This is a genomic window from Clostridium tunisiense TJ (assembly GCF_000300195.1).
GTDB lineage: Bacteria > Bacillota > Clostridia > Clostridiales > Clostridiaceae > Clostridium_J > Clostridium_J tunisiense.
The window spans coordinates 293814-318270 of the sequence record NZ_AMQH01000012.1; the positions used below are offsets into that span (position 1 = coordinate 293814).

Annotated in this window: 25 protein-coding genes and 1 riboswitch; of the genes, 19 read left to right on the plus strand and 6 right to left on the minus strand. The window is 29.8% G+C overall.

From position 1 onward, the window contains the following. Nucleotides 1–560 precede the first annotated feature (560 nt). On the plus strand, nt 561–809 hold the full coding sequence (locus tag C661_RS0113175; protein WP_017415799.1) for a hypothetical protein: 249 nt from the start codon (nt 561–563) through the stop codon (nt 807–809). Between the two features lie 145 nt (nt 810–954). On the opposite strand, the gene C661_RS22795 is transcribed toward C661_RS0113175, so the two are convergent. Together C661_RS22795 and C661_RS0113185 are read right to left on the minus strand one after the other, a co-directional pair. Beyond that, a complete protein-coding gene (locus C661_RS22795; protein ID WP_157785692.1) occupies nt 955–2283 on the minus strand; it encodes an FtsW/RodA/SpoVE family cell cycle protein in 1329 nt (442 codons plus the stop codon). Further along, nucleotides 2273–2623, minus strand: a complete 351-nt coding sequence (locus tag C661_RS0113185) for a PadR family transcriptional regulator (RefSeq protein WP_017415801.1) — start codon at nt 2621–2623, stop codon at nt 2273–2275. The genes C661_RS22795 and C661_RS0113185 overlap by 11 nt, the downstream gene beginning before the upstream one ends. Nucleotides 2624–3235: 612 nt before the next feature. Here C661_RS0113185 and C661_RS0113190 point away from each other — a divergent pair. The 8 genes from C661_RS0113190 to C661_RS0113225 all read left to right on the plus strand — a co-directional run bounded on the left by C661_RS0113190 (nt 3236) and on the right by C661_RS0113225 (nt 11242). Further along, entirely contained in the window at nt 3236–3751 is a 516-nt protein-coding gene (locus tag C661_RS0113190) for an RNA polymerase sigma factor (RefSeq protein WP_017415802.1), read from the plus strand. A gap of 1 nt (nt 3752) precedes the next feature. Further along, entirely contained in the window at nt 3753–5252 is a 1500-nt protein-coding gene (locus C661_RS0113195) for a DUF4179 domain-containing protein (RefSeq protein WP_017415803.1), read from the plus strand. A gap of 135 nt (nt 5253–5387) precedes the next feature. Beyond that, a complete protein-coding gene (locus tag C661_RS0113200; RefSeq protein ID WP_017415804.1) occupies nt 5388–5840 on the plus strand; it encodes a hypothetical protein in 453 nt (150 codons plus the stop codon). A 732-nt stretch (nt 5841–6572) separates the two neighbouring features. Next, nucleotides 6573–7391, plus strand: coding sequence for a C40 family peptidase (locus C661_RS22800; protein ID WP_017415805.1), 819 nt, complete (start codon nt 6573–6575; stop codon nt 7389–7391). A 330-nt stretch (nt 7392–7721) separates the two neighbouring features. Further along, nucleotides 7722–9050: a cell wall-binding repeat-containing protein gene (locus C661_RS21910; protein ID WP_017415806.1), complete on the plus strand. Its 1329-nt coding sequence runs from the start codon at nt 7722–7724 to the stop codon at nt 9048–9050. Between the two features lie 32 nt (nt 9051–9082). Further along, nucleotides 9083–9256 carry a hypothetical protein gene (locus C661_RS23695; RefSeq protein WP_157785693.1) on the plus strand — a complete coding sequence of 58 codons (174 nt, stop codon included), beginning with the start codon at nt 9083–9085 and terminating at the stop codon, nt 9254–9256. A gap of 808 nt (nt 9257–10064) precedes the next feature. Beyond that, the gene (locus C661_RS0113220) at nt 10065–10553 is read left to right on the plus strand and encodes an RNA polymerase sigma factor (protein ID WP_017415808.1); all 489 of its coding nucleotides are present in this window, start codon (nt 10065–10067) and stop codon (nt 10551–10553) included. After that, complete coding sequence (locus tag C661_RS0113225) at nt 10553–11242, plus strand: zf-HC2 domain-containing protein (RefSeq protein ID WP_017415809.1); 690 nt, start codon at nt 10553–10555, stop codon at nt 11240–11242. Before C661_RS0113220 ends, C661_RS0113225 begins: the two co-directional genes overlap by 1 nt. A gap of 342 nt (nt 11243–11584) precedes the next feature. On the opposite strand, the gene C661_RS22805 is transcribed toward C661_RS0113225, so the two are convergent. Beyond that, nucleotides 11585–12121: a restriction endonuclease gene (locus C661_RS22805; RefSeq protein WP_017415810.1), complete on the minus strand. Its 537-nt coding sequence runs from the start codon at nt 12119–12121 to the stop codon at nt 11585–11587. Further along, nucleotides 12114–12683 (minus strand): restriction endonuclease, encoded by a 570-nt coding sequence (locus C661_RS0113235; RefSeq protein WP_017415811.1) that lies wholly within the window; start codon nt 12681–12683, stop codon nt 12114–12116. The genes C661_RS22805 and C661_RS0113235 overlap by 8 nt, the downstream gene beginning before the upstream one ends. A gap of 920 nt (nt 12684–13603) precedes the next feature. On the opposite strand from C661_RS0113235, the gene C661_RS0113245 reads away from it, so the two are divergent. The 5 genes from C661_RS0113245 (at nt 13604) to C661_RS0113265 (ending at nt 18230) form a co-directional block, all read left to right on the plus strand. Continuing rightward, nucleotides 13604–14092: an RNA polymerase sigma factor gene (locus C661_RS0113245; RefSeq protein WP_017415813.1), complete on the plus strand. Its 489-nt coding sequence runs from the start codon at nt 13604–13606 to the stop codon at nt 14090–14092. Beyond that, on the plus strand, nt 14089–14625 hold the full coding sequence (locus C661_RS21920; RefSeq protein WP_017415814.1) for an anti-sigma factor: 537 nt from the start codon (nt 14089–14091) through the stop codon (nt 14623–14625). Before C661_RS0113245 ends, C661_RS21920 begins: the two co-directional genes overlap by 4 nt. Before the next feature lie 14 nt (nt 14626–14639). Beyond that, complete coding sequence (locus C661_RS0113255; protein ID WP_026051057.1) at nt 14640–15473, plus strand: YfjL-like protein; 834 nt, start codon at nt 14640–14642, stop codon at nt 15471–15473. Between the two features lie 573 nt (nt 15474–16046). Then, the gene (gene mraY / locus C661_RS0113260) at nt 16047–17000 is read left to right on the plus strand and encodes a phospho-N-acetylmuramoyl-pentapeptide-transferase (protein WP_017415816.1); all 954 of its coding nucleotides are present in this window, start codon (nt 16047–16049) and stop codon (nt 16998–17000) included. A 474-nt stretch (nt 17001–17474) separates the two neighbouring features. Continuing rightward, on the plus strand, nt 17475–18230 hold the full coding sequence (locus tag C661_RS0113265; protein ID WP_017415817.1) for an alpha/beta fold hydrolase: 756 nt from the start codon (nt 17475–17477) through the stop codon (nt 18228–18230). A gap of 92 nt (nt 18231–18322) precedes the next feature. On the opposite strand, the gene C661_RS0113270 is transcribed toward C661_RS0113265, so the two are convergent. Further along, a complete protein-coding gene (locus C661_RS0113270; protein WP_017415818.1) occupies nt 18323–19354 on the minus strand; it encodes a PTS sugar transporter subunit IIC in 1032 nt (343 codons plus the stop codon). A 205-nt stretch (nt 19355–19559) separates the two neighbouring features. Continuing rightward, nucleotides 19560–19654: riboswitch (glycine riboswitch) on the minus strand. A 391-nt stretch (nt 19655–20045) separates the two neighbouring features. Between C661_RS0113270 and C661_RS0113275 the strand changes: the two genes are divergently transcribed. The 3 genes from C661_RS0113275 (at nt 20046) to C661_RS21925 (ending at nt 21657) form a co-directional block, all read left to right on the plus strand. Then, the gene (locus C661_RS0113275; RefSeq protein WP_017415819.1) at nt 20046–20270 is read left to right on the plus strand and encodes a hypothetical protein; all 225 of its coding nucleotides are present in this window, start codon (nt 20046–20048) and stop codon (nt 20268–20270) included. A 135-nt stretch (nt 20271–20405) separates the two neighbouring features. After that, on the plus strand, nt 20406–21269 hold the full coding sequence (locus tag C661_RS0113280; RefSeq protein ID WP_017415820.1) for an alpha/beta hydrolase: 864 nt from the start codon (nt 20406–20408) through the stop codon (nt 21267–21269). Between the two features lie 58 nt (nt 21270–21327). Beyond that, nucleotides 21328–21657, plus strand: a complete 330-nt coding sequence (locus tag C661_RS21925; RefSeq protein WP_017415821.1) for a class I SAM-dependent methyltransferase — start codon at nt 21328–21330, stop codon at nt 21655–21657. 177 nt (nt 21658–21834) lie between these two features. On the opposite strand, the gene C661_RS0113290 is transcribed toward C661_RS21925, so the two are convergent. Then, entirely contained in the window at nt 21835–22593 is a 759-nt protein-coding gene (locus C661_RS0113290; protein ID WP_017415822.1) for a ZIP family metal transporter, read from the minus strand. Between the two features lie 571 nt (nt 22594–23164). Between C661_RS0113290 and C661_RS0113295 the strand changes: the two genes are divergently transcribed. Next, on the plus strand, nt 23165–23686 hold the full coding sequence (locus C661_RS0113295; RefSeq protein ID WP_017415823.1) for a hypothetical protein: 522 nt from the start codon (nt 23165–23167) through the stop codon (nt 23684–23686). Between the two features lie 122 nt (nt 23687–23808). Further along, nucleotides 23809–24381, plus strand: coding sequence for a hypothetical protein (locus C661_RS21930; RefSeq protein ID WP_017415824.1), 573 nt, complete (start codon nt 23809–23811; stop codon nt 24379–24381). Nucleotides 24382–24457 lie beyond the last annotated feature (76 nt).

Genomic DNA, 24457 nt, shown 5'->3' on the forward strand with positions numbered 1-24457 from the left:
TACATATGGAAAGTAAACACTCTGTTCATTATAGTAAAAATGACGGAATAAAAATAATTTTATTGAGTATATTATTTTTTTCTTTGTGACAATGGTATTGGCAATACTTCATGAGATATAATTAAAGATTTTAACATGGTTTTATTATGTCACAACATTCTTAAACTATGTCTTACCAATAGAATTATGATTAATTTAAAACTGTAAGTGAATGAAGGCTGTGTAGCATCAACATAGTTTTTGTACCAATGAATAAAGCTTATATAAGCTATCTAAAATACTTTGAAGAGCTTACTCTATTAATAAATAAACCTTAGTAATATATAATTTATTTGAAGTTGCTCACTATCTTGTTTTCAGGATAAATACATGTTTTAGTGGCCATTTTTAAAAGGTATAATTAACAGTAACTGGGACTTTTACTGTAGCCCCTACTAATAATATAGAAGAGCTGAAAAGCTTTTTTTATGATAGGGGAATTAAATAGAAGATTCTTCGAAATAAAATTTATGTATCGATTGGGAATATTATGGTAATGTGAATTTAAAGGGGGGAAATTTATGAATATTTTAGCACTTGTTTTTTCATACATTATATTTACTGTACTATTTAGTAAATTTGGGAAACCTATTGAAGTATATATAAGTAAGTTTAATCTAAAAAAATTAACTAAATTTATTATTCTAGCGGGGGCTATGTCTATATGGTATTTATTAAGAGACTATTTAAACTTAAATGATATTCTATTTGGAGTTATTGCAGGATTAATACTGGCAATAAGTGGAACTGTGTTTAATGTATTTAAATGATATTCAATAGTGATATAAGAGTTTGATAATGAAATATAATCACGACACAATTTTCTTATTAAGTGTCAATCTAAGGATTAAGTTAAGACTATAGGAAGACTAACGCCTGCAAAATTGCAGGCGTTAACTTTTGTAAAAGAATAAGTTAAATTGCTTCTTTTTTAGCCATGTTGTGAGTTATATCTTTCCTTCTGTACACACTTAAGATTAGCCCAACTATAGTCATATTAATAACTAACTGGGAACCACCGAAGCTCATAAAAGGAAGACTAATACCCATGATAGGAGCAATTCCAAAATTCATTGCAATGTTAAGTAAAAACTCCGTAGTTAAAATTGCTATAAAGCCAGAAACTATGAGCTTTCCGTAAGAATTCTTAGTAACCTTTGCTACACTTATTATTTTTAGTAGGAAAATTATAATTAGTGTAATTATAGCCACGGCGGTAATCCATCCAAAGGTATAGACTATATAAGTAAAAACAAAATCGGTATGAAGCTCAGGAATGGTCTTTGGCTCCATGTTAAATCCATTTCCAAAGGCCCCTGCACTTTCCACAGCTTTTTTTAGTTGAAGATAAATCCAACCACTAGCTAGTGGATCACGATCAGGCTCCAAGAAAATTGTAAATCTTCTTAATCTATAGGGTTCCAATAAAGAATAGGTGAAAACACTAAAAACTGGCGATATTATACAAAAAAGTACTTGGGATATCTTGGCCTTAGACATAAACATTAAAGTTATACAAGCAATAAAATATAAAAAACTGTAGGTAGTAGTAGCTGTTAGTGTGAGATAACCAGGAATTATAGTTATGAGTAAAACAGGAACTATAATTAGTCCTAGAGCTTTTAAAAATCCAAAAAGATTATTCCAATCCCAGCCTTCAAATATTCCTGCAAGAGAAACCACTAAAAATAATAAACAAAAGGGCATTAAATCAATGGTTAAAAAGCCTATATGAAAATAGTAGTGGCCATTAACAGGAACATTGAAAAATAACTGTAGAATTAAAATTACCAATGTACCAATGTAAATCTGCTTTGAATAAGGCAAAATTCTTCTGTAATCAAAGAAGTATAATCCTGTGATTAAACCAATTCCTAGGATATAAAATACAAGGTTCTTCTGAAATATTTTAATATAATCAGCTTCAGCCACAGCTCCTTTGCTTTGGATAAAGTACATGGTGACAAGTCCAAAGAGGGAAAAGCACAGTAGAGGTATTATAACACCCCATCCAATTTTTGCTTTATGAGTTATATCTAACTGTTTTCCTATTAAACTGGGGTCCCCCATATGAGAGATTGCCTTTTCAGTTGCCTCTTCCTCAGACAATCCAGAGCTTATGAAATCTTCTTTGAGAGTTTCAATATGATCTTGTAATTCTAGGTTTATATCATAGTGGACATCCTTGTTTCTTATAAGCATGCAAACTTTATTTATATAATCCTTAACCTTATTATTTTCCATAATCAAGAGAAACCTCCTCCCATAAAATTTTATCTACAGCACCAGAGAATAGTGACCACTCCTGTTTTTTCTCTTTCATATAAAGGTTCCCTTTTTCGGTAATTTTATAGTATTTACGTTTCCTACAACCTTCACTTTCACTCCAATAGGACTCAATCATAGCTTCTCCTTCAAGAGCATGAAGTATAGGGTACAAGGTTCCTTCCTTAAAACTGAAAACTCCATTAGATTTAAGATCAATAACCTTTATAATTTCGTAACCATACATGGGTCTGCTGTTAAGTAAGCTTAAAACAAGGGTGGTAGTACTTCCTTTTAATAGTTCTTTACTGATTTTCATAGTTTACCTCCTTTATACCTAGATATTATATGCATCGATTATCTAGGTATAATTTTAAAGACATATTTTCCATATGTCAATAGTTTTTCAAAACTTTGTAACAAGCAAATAAATATGGTTAGACCCCTAGGTTTATTGATATAATTTGCTTTGCTATAAGGTAAAATAGCAAAGGAGACAAATGAAAGTTAGGGAGTTCTACCTGTAGAGAAGTTGCTACCGAAGCTATTATTGTGTTAAGTTTTTAGTTTAAATTGCCTTATATTTTTACTTTTACTCCAAGGAAGCTGAAGCTATAGGTATATTATTACAGTAATAATATGGTAGAATTTAAATAGTAGATCATTGAATAAGAATTTACTTAAGGTCAAACTAGTAAATAAACACGAACAAAGGGAACTTCTCAAATTAATCTTCTCTTAAAAATGTTATATTGGCAAAAGTATTTTTAGCTAACATTATTTTAAATAAAATTAAAGACAGTAGGACTACCAATATTCTTACTGTCTTCAATTTTTCTATATTTTAGAGAACCATTATGCAATATATGAAGTCTAATGTAATGAAATATAGAGTTACTATGGTATAAATAATTTGGGGAGCTGATATTTAGTGGAAAACGAATTAGTGCGTAAAAGTAAAAAAGGGGATATGGATGCTTTTTCAAAACTTATAAAGATGTATGAAAAGGATATGTATAGAGTAGCCATAGCTATGGTGAAAAATAACGAGGATGCCTTAGATTGTATTCAAAATGCAATCTTAAAAGCATATAAATCTATAGGAAAATTGAAAAAAGAAGAATACTTTAAAACATGGCTTATTAGAATTGTAATTAATAATTGCAAGGACACTATTACAAAGGAAAGAAAATATACACCGTTACTTCAGGTTAATAAAGAAGTTTGTTATGAAGAGAATTTAGAATACGTTGAGATTCAAGAAGCTATAGATAGCCTTGATATGGATTTGAAAAAATTAATTATTTTATATTACTATGAAGATATGACTATAAAGGATATTTCTCAGAGTCTAGATATTTCAGAAGGAACTATAAAATCAAGGCTTTCTAGAGCTAAAACAAAGCTTAAATCCATATTAAATGAAGTATATAGTGAGGTGTTATAACATGCATAGAGATGTATTTAAAAATAAAGCAATTGTTGAAAATGATGATTTGGAGTTGAAAAAATTACTTAAGGAAAAGGATAATCTTAAGGTTCCTGAAGAAATATCCAAAGGAATTGATTCTGTTCTAAATGATATTAGAAATAGCAAAACTGTATACAAAAATTATAATAGCCTTTTAAGAAAGATAGCTATGGTTGCAATTATCTGTTTAAGTGTAACTACGGTAGCTAGTTTTACTAATCCAACAATAGTTAGAGCTATACCTATAGTTGGTAAAATATTTGACTTTTTTGCAGGAGAGACGGTAAAAAATATCAAAGATGACTCTTTGATTATTGGGAAATCTGTAAAAGACAAGGGCATAACTTTAACTGCTGAGGAAGTGGCTATGTACGGTAATAAGGTGATTGCTACATTTAAAGTACAAGGTAAGGTTTTAAAAAATGAAAAATTAGACATAGAATTAAGAGGAAAAATTAATGGAGATGGATTTAGTTATTCAAGTAGTAAAATTAAAAGGATAGATGAATCAACTGTAGCAGTGCTATTTGAAGGAAGTTTAATAGATTCTTATGTCAGTGAAAGTGTAGATATAAACTTTTATATGGGTGGTGTTTTAATAGATAATAAAGAGATAAACGGAGATTGGAGAATTTCTACTACAGTGAATAAAGCTCAGATAGAAGTTCCATCAAGGGAGATTAAATCTTCGGAAGAGATAAATGTAAAAGGATTTAAGTTTACAATTGATAATTTAGTGACCTCTTCTATAGGAAATAGTATTACTATGAAATCTAAATTTGAAGAATATGATTTTTCTAATAAAAATGATACAGAAATTTCAAATGATTGGACTGAAATATTTAATAATATGGACTATATATTTATAGATTCTAATGGGAAAATTTTATTAACAGAAAACCTATATGGCACTGGGAATATATCAAAGATGGAGTCTAATATAGAAAATATAATCTATGGCGATATTTCTTATTCAGATTACATTGATATAATTCCAGTTATAAAAGGGATGGATTATAAAGAGGATGATGGAAATTTTGTAAATCAATGCATTTTAAGTTCTACTAATCCAAAGTTTGAAAAAGTATTTAAAAATCGTCAATATTATAATGTTGACAAAGAAAATTCATTTTTAAAATTGGATGAGCTGAAAGGAAAGTCAATACAGGTTAATTCTAGAGATAATATTGAAATAAAAGATATCGAATGCACAGATATGTATACTAAGATAACTATGAAAGTTAATGGATATTATGATTTAAGAAAATTGGGATTTGTTAGTATAATTGATGAAGATTTTAATGAATATACCCATGTAGGAATTAGTGGTGGAGCTGTTGTAGAAAACTCGAGTAAAAATGAAGTGAGTGTAACTTTGCCACCTTTGGATGAAGCAAAGAAATATACAATAACTCTATTAAGAACAAAGGATGTAAACTTAAATGAAATAGAAAAAATTAGAGTAAATTTAAAATAAATAATTTTAAATATTTATTATTGTCATTCTTGTAAGTTTTTGTGACTTATTAACTAAACACCTGTAACGATACTCCAATACCATGTTATCACTAATAATAACTCTTAATATAATATATTAAAGGTGGTGTTTATTTTGAAGAAACTGTATAAAGTTATGCTATTGTTGTTTGTAGCTATTTCAATTTTTCTTATGGGTTGTGATAAACAGAATAAGACTATAATGGATAACCCAAATGCTATTAATTTAACTGAAGAAAAAGCAACGGAGATGTTTCAAAACATGTATGGTATGCCTAGACTAAAAGACCAAAGAGTAATTTTGTTAAATGATACTCTTTATGTAGATTTCTTTTTTGATAAAAGTGCAGGAAAATCAGAATTTGAGTCCGCACGTATTTTTGTATATACCACCTTTATTCGTGAAGAAACCGAAAACTATAGTGAAATATCCTATATCTCCTTAGTTGATAAAGCAGAAAAGAAATTACATTGGAAGAACATAGTATGCGATATATACAAAAACAATAAAAAAGTTTCTTATGAAAGATTTGAAGATAAGCAACTAGTAGCCTCGGAAGTGTATTAAATACTAAAAATAATTTACTATATGAAAGTCACATCTTTCTTAAGAAGCGACTTATTTACAGTATTTGAATGTTTTAAAGCTTAATATACTTGTTAAAAGATAAAGCCACTAAGAAAACATCAAGGAGCTGCAAGCTCTGTAGTAGTTTTCTCAGTGGCTTATTCTCATCCTACATAAAATCCAAACGCATCTAATCTGTAGACTATTTTTGATTAAAGCTTTCACTACGCTGAAGTATTAATCCCAAATAGTCTTTTAATTTAAAACCTAGGTTGAAATAAATATCTCTATGGATATTCATAAATCACTGCAAAGCCTATATTTCATAGAATTTTATAGGCAATAAATCGAAAAAATCCATATAAACTATGATACTAAAGATATTGAACTTTATAATAGAGTTGAAATAGGAGAATTAAAGGGTGGCTTGTAATTAATTTATTACAATTGTAAGGGAAGTAGATATGTATCGACACAGTATATAAAAAACCTATAGACTAAAATAATCTATAGGGAGCTAGTTGGCAATAGTTAATAAAAGCCTCTTAAGCGAAAGAAACTAAATTAACAATATTAATGTGTCATAATAGAATAATTAACATTATTGAGCAATTATTAAATTGATGTAAATTGATTTAATAATAATTAATACAAAATAATTGAGTGGACATGTTGCTTTATATGGAATTATGTTGTAAAATATGTATAAATAAAACAAAAGGGGGAGAAAATATGAAAAAAAACAATTTTAAGTCCATTGTGACAAGAATCTGTCTACTATTTGCAGTTTGTTTACTAGTTTCATTTAATCCAGTTAAAGCTGAAGCAGCTACAGCAACTGGACAAGATATAGTAACTGAAGCAAAGAAGTATTTGGGTGTACCTTATCAGTGGGGTGGAAATGGTCCAAGCACTTTTGACTGTTCAGGTTTTACAAAATATGTATATGGTCAATTTGGAATTAATTTACCTAGAGTAGCTTCTGATCAAGCATCATCAGGAACATCAGTAGCACAAGGGAATCTACAACCAGGAGATTTGGTATTTTGGGGCAGTCCTGCTTATCACGTTGGAATATATATTGGAAATAACCAATATATTCATGCACCACAAGATAATGATGTAGTTAAGATTTCTACATTATCAACATATACTTCAGCTCGTAGAATAATAAAAAATACAGGCTGGGTGTTATCAAATGGTACTTACTACTATTATAATGCAGATGGCTCATTAAAGACTGGTTGGTTACTTGAAAATAACCAATGGTACTGGCTTAATAATGATGCAAGCAAAGGATCACTTGGAGCTGCTGCAACCCAATGGCGTTACATCGATGGATATTGGTATTGGTTTAATGACGATGCAAGCAAAGGATCATTATGTAAAATGATGACTGGATGGTTAAATGTCAATGGTGACTGGTACTATCTAAATGATGATACTGCTAAATACGGCGGTCCATATGGTGGTATGTTAATTGGCGATTACACAATAGGAAATAAGCTATATCATTTTAATGAGTATGGAAGATGCACAAATCCATATTAAATAGTAAAAAGGTAGTCTCTAGATAACTAGGGACTACCTTCTTTTATGTTTAAACAGTGATTTTCCCAGTTGTTTTTTTCAGCGCCGATATAAGAGGAAAATGGAGAATTTAAGACTTAAGTTAAGGAATTAGTCCTAGCTAGTAGTATTATAACTTTGCTCATGGTAATTATTATAAGTCTATATTTTTCGAAACAGTTTCCTATGTGGCTAGGTCAAGTTATAAATTAACGTCATCATGAATTTAAAGGCGTTTTTTTGCTTTATAATGAAACCTAATCAATATAGCTTACATAGTATATTAATAGAGAAATTTAATCGGAGGAAAACATGGAAAATTATGAAATGTGCTGTCCACTTACAGTAAACACTACTAGAGTTTGTGGTGAAAATCCTATTGATACTGCCTTGGAAATCTACAAAATCGCCTTTAGCGATATGGAACCAAATGCAGTGATTTTGGTAAATAAAAACCAAGTTTTTGATGGAATAGCAGCAACTCCACTAGTTCACTTCCCAATTAATGCACCAATTTTATTCACTGATGGGAATAAGATTAACAAAGAAGTTTTGGCTGAAATAAAAAAACTAGACCATGAAAGTCACATGGGAATTCAGGTTATATTAGTTGGTAACATCTGTAAGGAAGTGAAAGAAGACTTAGAGCACATGGGAATATGCACGCATCATATAACTGGGTGCAATCATTATGAGACGGCTTGCGAAGTATTGAAGGCAAGGCATATGTTTGAAAATATACTTATCATGTCTGGAGAAGATTATTCAGAGGGGATTGCTTCAACTTATTGGGCAGCTCACCATGGAGATCCCATTTTATTCGTAAAGAAAAACACTATACCAAGGTGTACCTTAGAAGCTATAAAGAAACATGGAGATGTGAACCTGTACATTGTAGGGTCTACTAACACTGTATCAAAAGAAGTTGAGAATGCCTTGGAGAGACTAGATTGTGTTAATAATGTAAAAAGAATTTCTGGAGACTCACCTTATAGCATTGCAGTAAATTTTGCAGCTTATAAGGATTGTAAAACAGAGTTTGGATGGGGAAGAAACTACAAAGATGGTCATGCTTTTACCTTTGGAACCCTAAATTATCCAATGGAAATTATTGCTGGAGTAGCTTTTGCACATATGGGCAAACATACACCATTACTCTTAATTAAAAAAGATTGTATTCCTCAAATAGTTGAAAAATATATAAAAGCTGTTAAGTTTTTGCCTAAAGAAATGCCGAAACCACCATTTATGCATGGATTTATTCTTGGAGATGTGGAACAAATCTCTTATTGTACTCAAATAGAAGTAAATAAGCTCCTTTCTATTGACCATCATATAATGGAAGTTGAAATGAAAAAAATGATGAAAAAAATGGAAGAAGAACATGAAATGGATCACAAACATCATGAAGACCATGGACTTATTCATTATTTTATGAAAGTGATGATGTCAAAGATGGACATGGACATGGAAGATATGGAGCACATGAATCATATGTGTCACAAAGACCATGAGGAAGATATGCATCATTGTATGATGGAGGAGCATGAAAATATGCATCATCTTATGACAAACCATCATCATCATAAAAATAGCAATAAACTAAAAGGTTGTCATAAGGATATGAAACATCATTGTTAGTATAAAATAACTAAGATGGATAAAGTATTAATGTGATTGAGAATAAGATTTTACTGTCCAGTCATAAAGGGAAGAGCCTTGATAAAATGAAGATAGCCCTTACTGTTAGGAATTCAATATATGAAGAAGCTTTAAGTCAGTTATTTAAAACAGTATCAAAGAGAGAGGGCGGCGTTATAATTAAACCTTCTTATGTAGGAAACTAGGAGAAGTATCTGAAGATTACCTTGAAAAAATTACTATGGGGTAAACCTTATTTAGCTTTCAATAGTAAGAGTTACACACATAATTCATGATTTTAAAGTAATAAAGCAGCCACTAAGAAAACATCGAGGAGCTGAAAGCTCTGGAGGAGTTTTTTCAGTGGCTTATTCTCATCCCACATAAAATCTAAACTCACCTGATCTGTAGACTATTTGGGATTAAAGCTTTCTCTATGTTCAAGTCTTAATCCCAAATAGTCTTTTAATTTATAGGCCAAGTTGAAATAAATACACCTAGAAGTTTTAATTAAATCATTACAAAATTTAATTATTAATGTCATAGGAGCTATGAAAAAACAATAGTTGAATAATAATTTTAGGGATAGTTATTAGAAGTACTTTAATTGTGCTTCAGCTTAAAATACAATTAAAGTAAGTACTTAAAGAGCTAAGAGAGATAAGGGGTAGTACTAAATTTATTACCATGTAGCCCTGAACTATCACCTCTATTAGATGAAATTACTTTCTTAATAAAATGAAAAAGGGAACCAGGTGTAGTTCTCTTAATAAATGAATTAATAAAAATAGATTCTTAAAAAAAGACAATGTAAAAGGGTATTAAACGTATTAGTTATCGAGTTCAAGCAATTAAAAGAATAAAAAAATACTCAAGTATAGAATTTGTTAATATAGCTGGTATTATTGAAGTTGAACTTAATTCTTAGTCTTTAATACCTTTTATTTAAAAATTTCTTAAATACTTTGTAACGAAATAGAGAAATCACCCACTTATTGTATAGGAGGTGGAATAATGGAGGATATGGAACAGGTTTACCTTAGCTATGCTCAAACTGTTTATAAATATTTATTTTACTTAACTGGTGATGAGCATCTTTCTGAAGAGTTAACACAAGAAACTTTTTATCAAGCATCGAAGACTATAAATGATTTTAGAGGAGAGTGCAAGGTTTCTGTATGGCTATGCCAAATAGCTAAGTACTTATGGTACAAGCAGCTAGAAAAGCAGAGTAAGGTAACAAATATACAGTATGAAGAAGCATTGCTTAATTTCCCATCCAAGCAAAATGTTGAAAATGATATCCTTAAAAACAATGATAAAATTGAATTATTTCGGATGATACATACTTTAGATGTTAAGAGTAAGGAAGTAGTTTATCTAAGGCTAACTGGAGAATTAAGTTTTGCTGAGATAGGGGATATTCTAAATCAAAGTGAAACTTGGGCTAGAGTTACTTTTTATCGTGCTAAGAAAAATTTATTGAAAGGAAGGTCAGAGTGATGCAAGATTTAAATTGTGAGATTATAGAAGATTTATTACCAAGCTATATTGAAAATTTAACAAATGACTTTACTAATAAATCAATAGAAAACCACCTTAATAAATGTAAGGAATGTGAAGAAACCTTTAAGCTATTAAGTAAAGAACTTAAGTGCAATGAACCGAAAGAGATTAAGAACTTTCAAAACTTTTTAAGAAAGATAAAAATAAAAAATATAATATTAGGATTAGTTTTAGCAATTATACTTTTCTTTTTAATTGTTAATGTGCATAAAGAACTAATTAGTATTCATGGTACGCCTATTAGTAGCAATGGGGTAAATATTAGTGAAGTAGTTGAATTTAGTGATGGACGTATTCATTGTCGTATTACTGTAAATGGTGATTACATTATCGGTGGGGCTTCAGTAAGTCCAGTTATGGGGACTTCAGATAGTATTTTAGAGCTAAAAACAACGATTATTAGACAAAAATCAAAAGACGATTCCCTAACTTCAAAAGGTATTTGCTTTGATCAAAGTTTTGTTATTGACCTTGATGAGCCAATTTTTAAAGAAACTACTGCATTATATTTTCAAGGAAAAGATGAGAGGGATAGAGTGCTGATTTGGAAAAAAGGCATGAGTATACCTAAGGCTAATGAGGATTTAGAGTTACAGTATCGTATTAAAAGTGGGGAATTTAAATAAATTTAAAGTTAGTTCAGGAGTATTCCTATATTATTTATGATTAAATATGTAATGAGTTTTAAAAGGATATTAATTTTATAGAATGATGTGTACCCTTTACAGCATAGAGTCAAAATGGTGAAAAGTGTACTTATGAGGTTTTGATACAAAAGCTTTTATAGAGAACAACAGTAAGCTTATTTATAGAAAGGTAGCCTACAAAGCTACCTTCTATTTTTACCTAGAAAGAAATTATCAGTGTGAAGACTGTTGGAATTATATAAATATAATTAAACTAATTGCTTGAAGTACAACTATTATCTCTAGCCTAACGAAAGAGTTAGTTTTCTTAAAATCATCACATTATTTAATTGAGGAGTAGTTAAAACTATTCATACTATAAACCATATCAAAACTATTTCCGTCAAATAACTTGATGTTTATATTTTCAGGTAAAGTATTTATAAATTCCCTAGCATCATTAGTAATTATTCCAGTGGTTATGATAATACCAAGATTAACATTATCACATGTCATAGCTCCAATGAGTTTTTTAACAATAGCTTCATCTACTTTAAATGGAGCCTTTCTAGAAAACCAATATCTTTTACATTCAACATAAATAACTTCATCATTTTTAAAACACTTAATATCAATGCCGCCATCAGGACCAGGTGGAGAAACTTCTACATTTAAGTACCCATTACTTTTTAAAAACTCCCCACACCACAATTCAAACTCTCTAGGTGATAGATTATATAACTCATTTCTTAGATTTACTTTAGATAATAAATTTTTTGAATGGTTAACTGTTTTATATAATTCGCTTAGTACACCAATTAGAGGGTTTATTAATAGTAGAATATAAAACATTGTTAAGAAGAAAGGAAAATCACTCATATATGAAGCCTCCATCAAAAATTCCTGATTCTTTTATATCTCTAATAGCTTTAGTAAATTCAAAACCATCAATTAGTAAAATTTCATACTCATTACGTAATCTACTTACAAACTCAAGTGCTTCTGGAGAAAAGTATCCATTAGTAAATATTACACCTTTCTTTACATTATCATGAACCATTCTTCCTAAAAGTCTTTGAACATGGGGTCTACCAACTGGACTATATTTAAATTCTTCAGTTTCTATTAAATCATCTAGAAAGCACTGAACATAGGTTTTTACATTTCTTTTATTGCACACAAAGTCAATATCAGGGAGGCTAAAGAATTTAGCAGGTTTTATATCTGTATAACCTTTATCTTTTAGGAAAAACTTAGAGATTTTTTTAAATGAAGTATAACCAAAGCTATATAAATCCTGCATTGATATGATTCCTAATCTAGTTCTTTTTAGCAATACTCTTTGGCTAAGAAGAAAATTAATTTTACCTACTAATGGTTTAAGTAATATTAAAATAAGAAATAGTATTATTGCATAAATTGTTGTAAAAATATAAAACACATTAATCACCTCAATATAAGTGTTCCCAAAAGAAGGATGTTTAAAACTATTGTGGGATAAAATGTAAGTGTAAAAGGAGTTATACATCTTATTGCAACTTTAACATCAGTGATTCCACTAATTATTATTTTTTCAATTATAGAAGGATCAAAAAACTTTGCCTCCTGGGGAAAAAGAAAAGCAAATTTATGTATTATCTACAAGGGTAACCCAATTAAAGGAAATATCTTAAGAAATACTCTTAAATATTTACCCTAGCAATTTGGACATAAGAGTACCATTAATGGTATTTATAATGACTTTGATACACCTTTTTCTATAATTTTTTGTCATTATCTATGACTCTATCAATTGTCTATATTCTTATGGTTTGTATAAGGAAAGATAATAGGCATCTGGCTGATATAATTGCTGGAAGTATAGTTGTAAAAAACCAGACAAGAGCCGAACACAGATAATGATCATAACAACATGCATATAGCTTGAATTATAAACAATATATAAAATAATAAGTGAAAGAAAAGATATAAAATGATTTTTCACATAAAAAAGAGACTATCCAAAGGAAGATATTAAACTTACTTTGAAAATAGTCCCTTTAATTTTAGTTATGAAATAGAGTGCATGTAGCTGAAGAATATATTGCTAGGACTTCTATTGAGGTGAATACATTTAGTTGTAAATAGAAAAAAGAGTATAAAAAATATCTTATAACATTAAGTTTAACAAAGCAGCCACTAAGAAAATATCAAGGAGCTAGGAAGCTCTGGAGAAGTTTTCTCAGTGGCTTATTTCTATGTTTTTATTTATGCTTACAATAAATATATTGTAAAATAAATTTAGGTATTTTTTATTTTAATTGTAACGAAATAGTAATTGATGGTACTAATAGATGTAAGGAAGTTGAAGGGAGGGATCTTATGAAGGAGTTCGATGAGTTGTACAACCTGTATAGTGAAGGAGTTTATAAGTACTTAGTTTATTTAACTGGAAATTTATCAGTGGCTGAAGATCTCCTTCAAGAGACCTTTTTTCAAGCTTTTAAAAGTATAAATAAATTCAAGGGGGAAAGTAAAATATCTACTTGGCTCTATGGAATAGCAAGGAATACATATTTAAAGAATTATAATAGGGAGAAAAAGTATAACTTATGCCATATTGATGATTTTAAAGATCATATAAACAGTGGAGAACTTTTAGACTCAAATTATGAGAGAAAAGAAACTCTCAGAGAAATCCTTTGCGAGATTAATAAGTTAGATTTTGAGTCTAAACAAGTAGTACTTTTAAGAATTAGTGGGGACTTAAGCTTTAAGGATATTGGAGAAATCCTAGGTAAAAGCGAAAGTTGGGCAAGAGTAACTTTTCATAGAACAAAGATAAAGTTGAGAAAGGAGATGGAGCTGTGATTAAAGAGATTAACTGCGGAATTATCAAGGATTTATTAGCTTTATACGTAGATGGATTAACCTGTAAGGAAAGTAATGAACTTATTGAAAATCACATTTCACGTTGTGCTCAGTGCAATAAATATTTAGAAGAGTTAAAAGATGATGGTATTGAATTAAGCAATGCTGCTGATTTAAAAGAGATGCCAGTTTTAGATAGAGATAACAAGATAGTAAAAAGCATTAAGTATAAACTATTGAATATAAGAATTATCTCAGTTGTTTTTGGAGCATTGCTAGCTTTGTTTCTCTTACAGGGAGAGAGGGCTTTTCAATCCATTTTAATTTATCCTTTGTTAGGGGTGGCAGCTTATGGGGTTGTAAAAAGAATTTGGTTACCACCAGTTATAGTCACAGTTATTTATTTTTTAGGAAGTGTGATTTTCCTGCAAGAGGGAATACCAATATTAATTTTGGCATTTTTGAATGGCGCTCTTACTCTAGCAGGCACAATTATTGGCTATTGTATTAAAAAAATATGGTTTTACAAATAAGAGGTGGGGTAGGGATGAAAAAGGTATTTATTTTTATATTAGTTGGTTTAGTTGGGTTAGTAGGATTTATCTATAATGAATTTAACGGCAATCCAGTAAGTAAGTATTTTGTTAAGAGAGAAATTCAGAGTTATCTTTCAACTAATTATAGTGACAAGAATCTGGAGATTGTAAAAATTGAATATAACAGCAGAATTAAGAATTACTCTACAACAGTAGGGTTAAAAAAGGAAGGAACTGAATATTCTATTGAAAAATTAGAGGATGGAAGTTATGATGACGGTTATTACAATAATGAGGTAATTAACCCTAGATTTTCAAGGAGAATGGGTGAGGAATTAAGTGAGATTATATATAAAAATTTAAAGAATAAAGTTTCTGAACTAAGTAATATAAATGTAAGATTTGAAATAAAGGGTGGAAAATACCCAATAAACATGGAATATACTAAGGAAATAGAGGAAAAGCCTGAAATTATAATTGACCTTCAAGGCAGTGGAATAACCCAAAAAGAGTTTTTAGATAAGGCATTTTTAATAAAGGAACATATTATAAGTGAGGGCTATAAACTTAGAGGATTTCACTTTAGATATAATAAAGAGGGGGAGAATGCTAGTTCAATTTATTCTATGAAGCTAGAAGAAAATCAGCTTAATCTTAGTAGAGAAGAGTTTAATAATCTTAATGTTAATTATGATGAGAGTATAAAGACGAAGGTAAAACAGCGTATAGCTAAGAATACTCTTTTACGAGGAGCTTATATTCTAGGTGGTATTTTAGTTACAATAGCTGTGGGTTTATTTATAAGCTTTTTCGAAAAGAGAAGAAGTGTAAATCAGTTAAACTAGTAAATTTGCAAATAATTTAGTGGTTAGAAGGTATTTGTACTCCTCATATACAGAGTACAAAAGTGAACTTAGATAATATGTTTAATTAAAAGTTAATATAAGAATTTGAAGGAGCAAAATATTAAGAGTTTTGCTCCTTTGTGTTTTGATTTTATATGACGATAACTAATGATTAATTTTTACATCTATTTCTTTAATCTGCTGTAAATTCACTTATAAGTTCTGACCCTCATATTCTCATAGCATAATAAGCAAAATAATTGAATTTTATTCAAGTTAATATTATATACTTTTCAAGTAATTTTGATGTTTATACATTGCCATAGCAACATTCAAATTAATATATTAACATAATAAGTAAGTTACACCTTTGAGACAGCCGTGGCAACTGCTTACTAGCATTGAAGAAAAGGACAGGCAATGGAAACTATAAAATATTCACTAGAGAGTACACTGTAGTTAGAAATTTAAGTGGTGTAAAGTTCTATTAATCTCATTAATAATTTTAAATAGTATTTATTGCAATAAATTCATGAGGATGAATTTAAATATAAAACAGTAAAGAGGGGTTTTATGGTTATAATTATTTATTCAGTGCTCTTAAGTTTTTTTATATCTTTATTTACTGGTTGGCTTATTATTCCGCTTTTTAAAAGGCTTAAACTTGGACAAAACATAAGAAAAGAAGGGCCCCAGAGCCATATTAAAAAATCTGGCACACCTACTTTTGGAGGTATTATATTTGCCTTTTCAACTATAACTACAATGTTAATTTATTCAAGGCAATACACTAATGAAGTTAAGGTTGTAATATATGCAATTATAGCTTTTGGTTCCATAGGTTTAATTGATGACTATTTAAAGAAAATACATAAAGATAATGAAGGATTAACTCCAATACAAAAGATCATCCTATTACTTTTTGTATCAAGTATTTTTGCTTTTTATGCCTATGGTGATGCCACAATTGGACCGTCAATTGTAATTCCTTTCACCAAAAAAATACTTAATCTAAAAATACTTTATATACCATTTATCATATTTTATTATGTAGCCACAACTAATGCAGTAAATTTAACCGATGGTTTAGACGGACTTGCAACCTCAGTAACCTTACTTATAATGACATTCTTTACTACCTTGAGTTTTAGCATGGGATATTATTCCTTATCAGTATTTTGTGGCGCCTTGTCAGGAGCATTGTTAGGGTTCTTAAGATATAATTCATATCCAGCCAGAATAATTATGGGGGATACGGGCTCCCTAGCTTTAGGTGGAGCTGTAGCAACCATAGCTATAATACTAAAAAACCCTTTAATAATCACTATTGTTGGAGGAATCTATATAATAGAAACCTTGTCAGTAATAATACAAACCATATCCTTTAAATTGTTTAGAAAACGTGTATTTAAGATGGCACCAATTCATCACTCCTTTGAATTAAGCGGTTGGCATGAATCTAAGATAGTTACCGTAGCATCAATTGTAACAACAATTTTATGCCTTATAGCATTTTTATCATATTAAATTTTAAAGTATAAAATGGGGTGCATAATAAGTATAGTTTAGAAGTTTTAAGACAACTTTTCTCGGTGGATTATTTTAATACTCGTAGAATTAAAATCAAATAATAGGTAGGCAATTTATAGCTAAGCTTTCCATATGTTGGGGCATTAGTTGTTAATTGTCTTTCTTTATTTTAAGTGAAAGTAATAAAGATTATAGATAAATTATTACAGGAGTTATATGGTAAAAATGAAATGATCACATAGTGTGTTATAGTAGATTATGCTGACTAAACGGCTCTCAAGGGTATGGGGAGTTAAATAGTGGAAAAGAAGGAGTTTAATTGGGGTGTAAAACTCATTAACAAAGGGGAATGAGCAATAGAAAAAAATTATATATCTGCATATTATATTAGCTTGTTATAAATGTTACAATTTGTGTATATAGATATTTAAATAGAATTACTCATGTGATTTTAAATATGTGGAGGTATATATGATATTTAAAGAGTTTGGAAATAGGGATAAGCCAGTAATGATTTTTCTTCATGGTGGTGGGCTGTCCTGGTGGTCATTAAAACCACAAATTGAAGCACTAAAAAGTGATTATTTTATTGTTACACCCATTATTGACGGACACGGTGATGATTGGAATAACACTTTTATAAGCATAGAAAAATCAGCAGAAGGGATTATTCAGTATATAAAGAATAATTGTAATGGAAAAGTTTTTGCAATTTGTGGTCTTTCCATTGGCGCTCAAATTGTTGTAGAAATATTATCGCGAGAAGGTAATATCACAGAACATGCAGTTATAGAAAGTGCTTTAGTTTATCCAATGAAGATGGCAACTAAATTAACTGTACCAATGTACAATCTGTGTTATGGGTTAATCAAAAAAAGGTGGTATGCAAAATTACAGGCTAAAACATTAAATGTCCCTGAAGAATTATTTGAAGTCTATTACATGGACAGTTCACGAATGACAAAAGAATCCCTAATCAATATTACAAAAAGTAATGGGGATTACTCATTACCTCCAACATTAGGTAATACCAAAGCAAAAACATTAATAATGGTTGGAGAGAAGGAACTGTCAGTTATGAAAAAGTCTGCAAAACTACTTCACCACACTATAAAAGGCAGTTTTTTAAAAGTCATTGAGAAGAGCGGTCATGGAGAAATTAGTTTGATTCATACGGATAGTTACATTGACTTATTACAGGGTTTCTTTGAAAATGCTATAAATTAATGGAACTCCAAGGGAGTTCCATTAAAACTCTTATATTATGAACCCTATTTTAAAACATAGCCTTAAGCTAATAAAGTGAATACTTATCTAAACTAAGTGTTTTTAGTGGTTGCTTGAAAACTCTTTTTAAATTTTAGCTCTTTAACAAAGCTGTAAGCATAAGTGCTTATGACTCCTCCAAGTATCCCTGCTATAATTGCAAATAACAGAGTTTTTGAAACTACTATTGGGTCATTAAAAGCAAAAGGAGTAAAGAAGCCTGGTATAGATGATGCTGTTCCTGGAGCATCTACCTTGATTTTAAATAGTACCGCCATAATTCCAGCAAAACCACCACCTATAAAACTTGCAGTATACAAGGGCCCTGAATTTTTAGTAACTAAATCTGCTTGAGTTAATGGTTCAAGCATTAAGGAAACTAATTTAGATTTATCCCTTATTCCTATTTTTAGAAACATCATGCCATTAGCAAAAGCACCGCCTACACAAGCTATACAACCAATTCCCATAGGAATTCCCTTTAAACTTAACATTGCAGTTAAAGCCATTGAGCTAAGTGGAGATGTGCTTATTACAGTTATAATTCCTCCAAGTACAAAACCCATGAATATTGGGGACATAGTTGTAGCATTCACAATGGTAACACCAATTTCTCCAAGGGCATTAGTTACTATTGGATTTACTAATACTGCTATAAACCTTGCTAAAGGAACGAATAATAGCAAGATAGAAATTAACTTTAAGGTATCATTTAATTTATTCTTTAACTTATCATATACTATTGCTAATAAATAACCTGCTACAAACCCTGGTAGAATTCCAAAGCCAAACACTGCTGCCCCAGTAGCTGCAGCTACATCAAATTCAACATCCATTTTTAACATTACAAGTATTGCGCAAATAATTCCAGCTACACTACCTGCAGCTTTTCCTATTTCTCCAGCAAAAGCAATCCCTACAGCATCACCCAAAATATACTTATAAATAGCCTCCACCAGAAAGGTTGCCACAGCAGCTCCTGCTAAGCCAGTCATGGCCTTTTCACCCTTATAAGCCTTTGTGCTAAATAAATAAAACATTACTAACACAAGCATTAACGTAAATAAACCTTTTAAAACTTCCATTTATAAAACCTCCTCATCTTAACTTTAGTATTTAAATAATTAGAAAGTTGCCTATTTATGTTGAGCTCTTACATAAATACTCACTAAATAACTAAGAAAATCCTATGCTTTTTTAATTGCAAAATTTATAATTATTAAATATAAATTATAAATTTTGCGTTTAAAAACATAAAAAAGACAGAGAAAAAGGTATTATAAAAAAATTACCCTTTTCTCTGTCTTTTTATCTGAAAGATTTTACGGCAAGAACCGTATTACTTCTTCGATGCTACAAATTGTAGTCTCTCCAGAGATGTATCAAGAAACTGTAATTTACCTGAGAGTTTCAAAGTAATTCGGATCAGTTACTTCTTTCTCCTACGGTGTCAAGCGACTTTTCAGTATTCCATCATCTACATATATATTGATTTATAGTATTATTTTACCATATGAATATTTTAAACACTAATAGAAATTATTAATAAAACTTAGTATAATCATTTGCTATTTCTATGATTTCATGTTTTAGAGAAAGCATTGGTTGGGTTGGTACAGATATGTAGTGTAGATTAATGCAATAAAATGGTAAATATGCTATACTTTTCTTATGAGCAAAGGGAAAACTTTTTCATATAGCTTGTAAGACCTTGAGTTGTAATGGACTTGGGTTTTTACTGGCATTTATTGAATTAGTAATATAGGGGGAAATCACATGGAAAATAACAAAATAGAAAGGTTACCCCTTAAATTCTATTTAAATGTAGGAATTCTTGAACCAAAAGATAATATCATAGGTGTTAATAAAAAACTAAGAGATGTACTAGAATTAAAGGGATATGAAGTTAAATATGAAGAGTTTAATAGTGGACATGATTACTTGTGCTGGGGAGAAACTCTTGCAAATGGTTTGATTTCATTAATTGGTGATGAAAGTTAAAGCATAGATATAAACTAAAGAATTACAAAAGGGAGTTCTAAACAGCTCTGAGGATTAAATTTATTTTAGACTATGAGCAATGTTCTTTGAAATTTGAATAATACGGTATTTCAAATATATTTTAAGGAGAAAGTAATGAAAGAGATTTTTATTAATAAAGATTATATTAAGGCGAGAATCCATCAGTGGGGAGATAAAGAAAATCCAACAATTATATGTTTTCATGGTTTAGGTGGTACAAGCTTGAGTTTTATTGAGTTAGGGTATTTGTTAAGGAAAGAGTATAATGTTATAGCGATAGATTTGCCAGGACATGGGAAAACACCTGCATTTGAGAGAGAAGAAGATTATGAAATGCCTAATATGGTTACATGGATTGACAAAGTTATTTCAACTATAACTGAGAAAAAATTTTATCTTTTAGGACATTCCTATGGTGCAGATATTGCACTTTACTATCTATACACCTACCCATCAAAAGTAATTAAGACAATGTTATTAGATGGAGGATATTATTTAAAGAAGGAATGGTATGATTACCAGACTTCCATATCAGGAAATATAACCTCCTTACAAAGAGAAATTGATTATTATATCCAAGACTTTGATGACTATTGCTTTGATTCTGTTGAAGAACATATTGAAGTGGAGAAAAGCAATTATATAAGGTGGTCTAATCTATTAGAAGAAGCCTCAAAAGATTTAGTACAGATGGAAAAGGGGAAATATAGATGGCATGCAAATGGTGTTACAGCAAAAGCTGCTATAAAATCTATGTATAATTGTCCACCTAGTTCCATTTATGATAAGTTGCCAAAATCAATTTATTTATTACAAAGTACATTACCTAATTCAATGAATGAGTACAGAAACAACTTTGCCGAGAATTTTAAAAAATGTACGGATTCCAAGCTGAAAAGAATCGAAGAAGCAGGTCATTTGATTCACTGGGACAAACCTAATGAAATTGTAAAAGAGATAATAGATTGGTTTAGATAGAAAGTTATTTTATTACATAGTCTTTTATTTTAACCGAGCAACAGGATTAGAGCAATGCATGAAGTTAAGCTTTGAGGATAAGGAGTTTGATTATGTTGTTTTAAATCTTATTCTATCTATGGTTCCAGATGGAAATAAGTGTTTAAAAGAAGCTTATAGAGTATTAAAGCCAAATGGAAAAATTGCAATATTTGATAAGTTTGCCAGTGATGGACAAAAGGAAAGTTTAGCAAAAGCTTTGTTAAATAAATTAACTACATCCCTTGGAACCGATATAAATAGAAAGTTTTCACAAATATCAAAGGGCATAAATTTAAAAGTTGTTGAGGAAAGAAAGAGCATATTTGGAGGCATGTATAAGATTATGATACTGGAAAAAGGGGATTAGATTATGTGTTATAATCCAAATTAAAACTAATATATGCAATAAATTTATCTAAATTATAAATACATGCAAGAGGAAAAACATACATTTAATTTTGAATAAGAAATTTTCATAACTTTATCCATAAAGAGGTTGTCTCAAAATAGAACTTTGAGACAACCTCTTTGACTTTTTTATATACTATTTTCCAAGAAAAGAAATCATCAAAATTCCCACAATCATTCCTAAAACATTACCTACTGTTGAGAGCTTGCCTTTCCAAATTTCCCTTGAGCTTGGTAAAGTCTCTCGATAAATAATATAAAGTATCATTCCCCCAGCAATGGCAAGGCTAAAACAGATAACAAGTGGTGAAAGAGTACCTAATAATGTACCTAATATCGATCCTAATCCCATAGGTAAAGACGTAATTATTGAAAAGGCTAGAAGCATGACGGTATTAGATTTATACTCTCTAAGAAGTATGCCTAATGTTAAACCTTCAGGAATTCCATGAATTACTAATGCTAAAGCAAGATGAAAACCTTTTGTAGAATTACTACAAAATAGAGAACCAAAGGCTATACCACCAGGAATATTATGAATTCCTATTCCAATAGCCATTAACATAGCAGCTTTAAAGTATCTATGATTTATTCGTGAAGGGGTATGTTCATGATTATGTTCTAATTCACTATCAAGTAATAATGAAATGATAAGTCCGAATGTAATACCTATTATGCTAATATATACACTTCCAACTTCAAAGGACTCTGGTAACAAATCAAAGCATACAATTGCAAGCATTAGTCCACCAACAAACCCTAGTAATGTACCTTTAAATCTTTTGCCACGTCTTTTTACAAAAGAAGAAAGTAACATTCCAGTAAGTAGCCCAGTAATTGAAATGATAAAACCTAATGTCCCCATAGCAAGTGTTGAGATAAAAATGTTATTCATATATTCTCCTAAGAATTAATTCATAAGTATTTTATGAGTAGTATAGCACCTATATGACTGAATAATAGATATTGACGTGGGTAATATATTACAGGCAATATCCAGTTGAAGTAGTAAACCTCTTTGAATTGCATAGTTTTTATTACAGTATCAATTATTATTTTACCAGTAGAAGATATAAGTAGTTTTTTATTTTCCTAATGAAATCAAAAGGAATCTGGTTGGCTTACAGATTCCTTCTTAGTATAAACATGAAAGTTTACCTACTCTAGGGAACGAATATAAATAAACTTCATTATATTTATATTTTAAAATTATATTATGTAGATAATGTGGATAATTATGGTATGCAAGGATGTAACATTAATCAAGTTATATTTCCATTGTGATTATTCGACTTTGTAATTAACCTGTTGATATAATGGTTTATTTGTAGATGTAGGTTTAGAATTTCTAATGATATGTTACTGTAAAATTTCCAGATAAAAATATGCTATAATTATTAGTATATAAAGAATGATAGATACACTTTTTAATTAAAGTAATTGTAATATATTTTATGGAGGAGTATATGAGAGAATTTAACCAAGAAGAAATAAAGGAAATGGAAAAAATAGCTCAAAATTTTGAAACGAAGTTAAAGCTGTTTACTGAAGATGTGGAGTGCGAAAACCCCATTCAAGTTATATTAAAAGGTCACTTGTACATTGAACATGAGTTGAGGGAGTTACTTAAAAATAATCTTGAAAATCCTGAGGTCTTAGATTGTGATAAGTTGGGATTTTCGCAGCTAGTTAAAATAGTATTTTCTTTAGGATTACTTCCCTTAGAACTACTAGAAACTGCTAAGGAAATTAATAGAATAAGAAATTTATGCTCTCACGATTTAAATTTTAAATTTGGGGTTAGGGAATATGATGAGCTTGAAAAGACCTTTAGTTCAGAATTTAAAGAATACTACCAAATATTTTCAACAAAACTTACTAAGCCAAATAGTGAGCTTGAAAAATTGCAGATGGCATTATTTACAATGTGGGAACAGGTGAGTACATACAACCTTATACCAGATCATATCAAAGAGTTACTTGTATAATATGAACTACTGTATTGCACAGAAATGAATTTCGTGTTTTTCGGCCTCGATTGAAAAATACTTTTAATTTCTAATAACATAATTCCTTATTGCTAAAACTATAATGCAAAAGGGGTGATTATATGAAAAAATTAATTGGTTTAATGTTAGTTGTATTTGTTGTTGTAGCAATTCCAGCAGTTATGTATCTACAAAATATAAATAAGAACTATGAAAGTGTTCAAACTAACACTGAGAAAACAACAAAAGAAGTAAGTGAGGTATTTAATAGTACTCAAAATACTGAAGAAGAAGATAAAAGAGTTAAATTATATATATCTGTCATGAGAGACGCATTTAAAATAAATAATGGTGGGAATAGATTTATAGCAATAAAAAAAGATACACTTGTAGGTCTTGATGAAAAATCAAAGATAAAAGTACTAGAAGGGTTTAAAGATTTATCACCAAATCTATATTGGTTTGAAGACATTAAGGACAATAAGTCATTTTTTACCCTGGATGATAATGGTCTAATAGCAGGAACCGTCAAAGGAACATTTCTTTATATAAATCTAATTGAATATAATGATAATGAAGCTGTAGTTGAAGCAACTTCTTGGTATGGCAATTTAGGGGCAGTTATACCAACCTACAAAGCTGTATACAAAAATGGACAATGGAAATTAAAAAATATAGGTACTGGTATATCATAAAATCAACAAGAAGTCAGATTATGCAACTTGAAAGTTAGAATTAGCTTCCAAGTTGCATAAATTTTAATACATCATG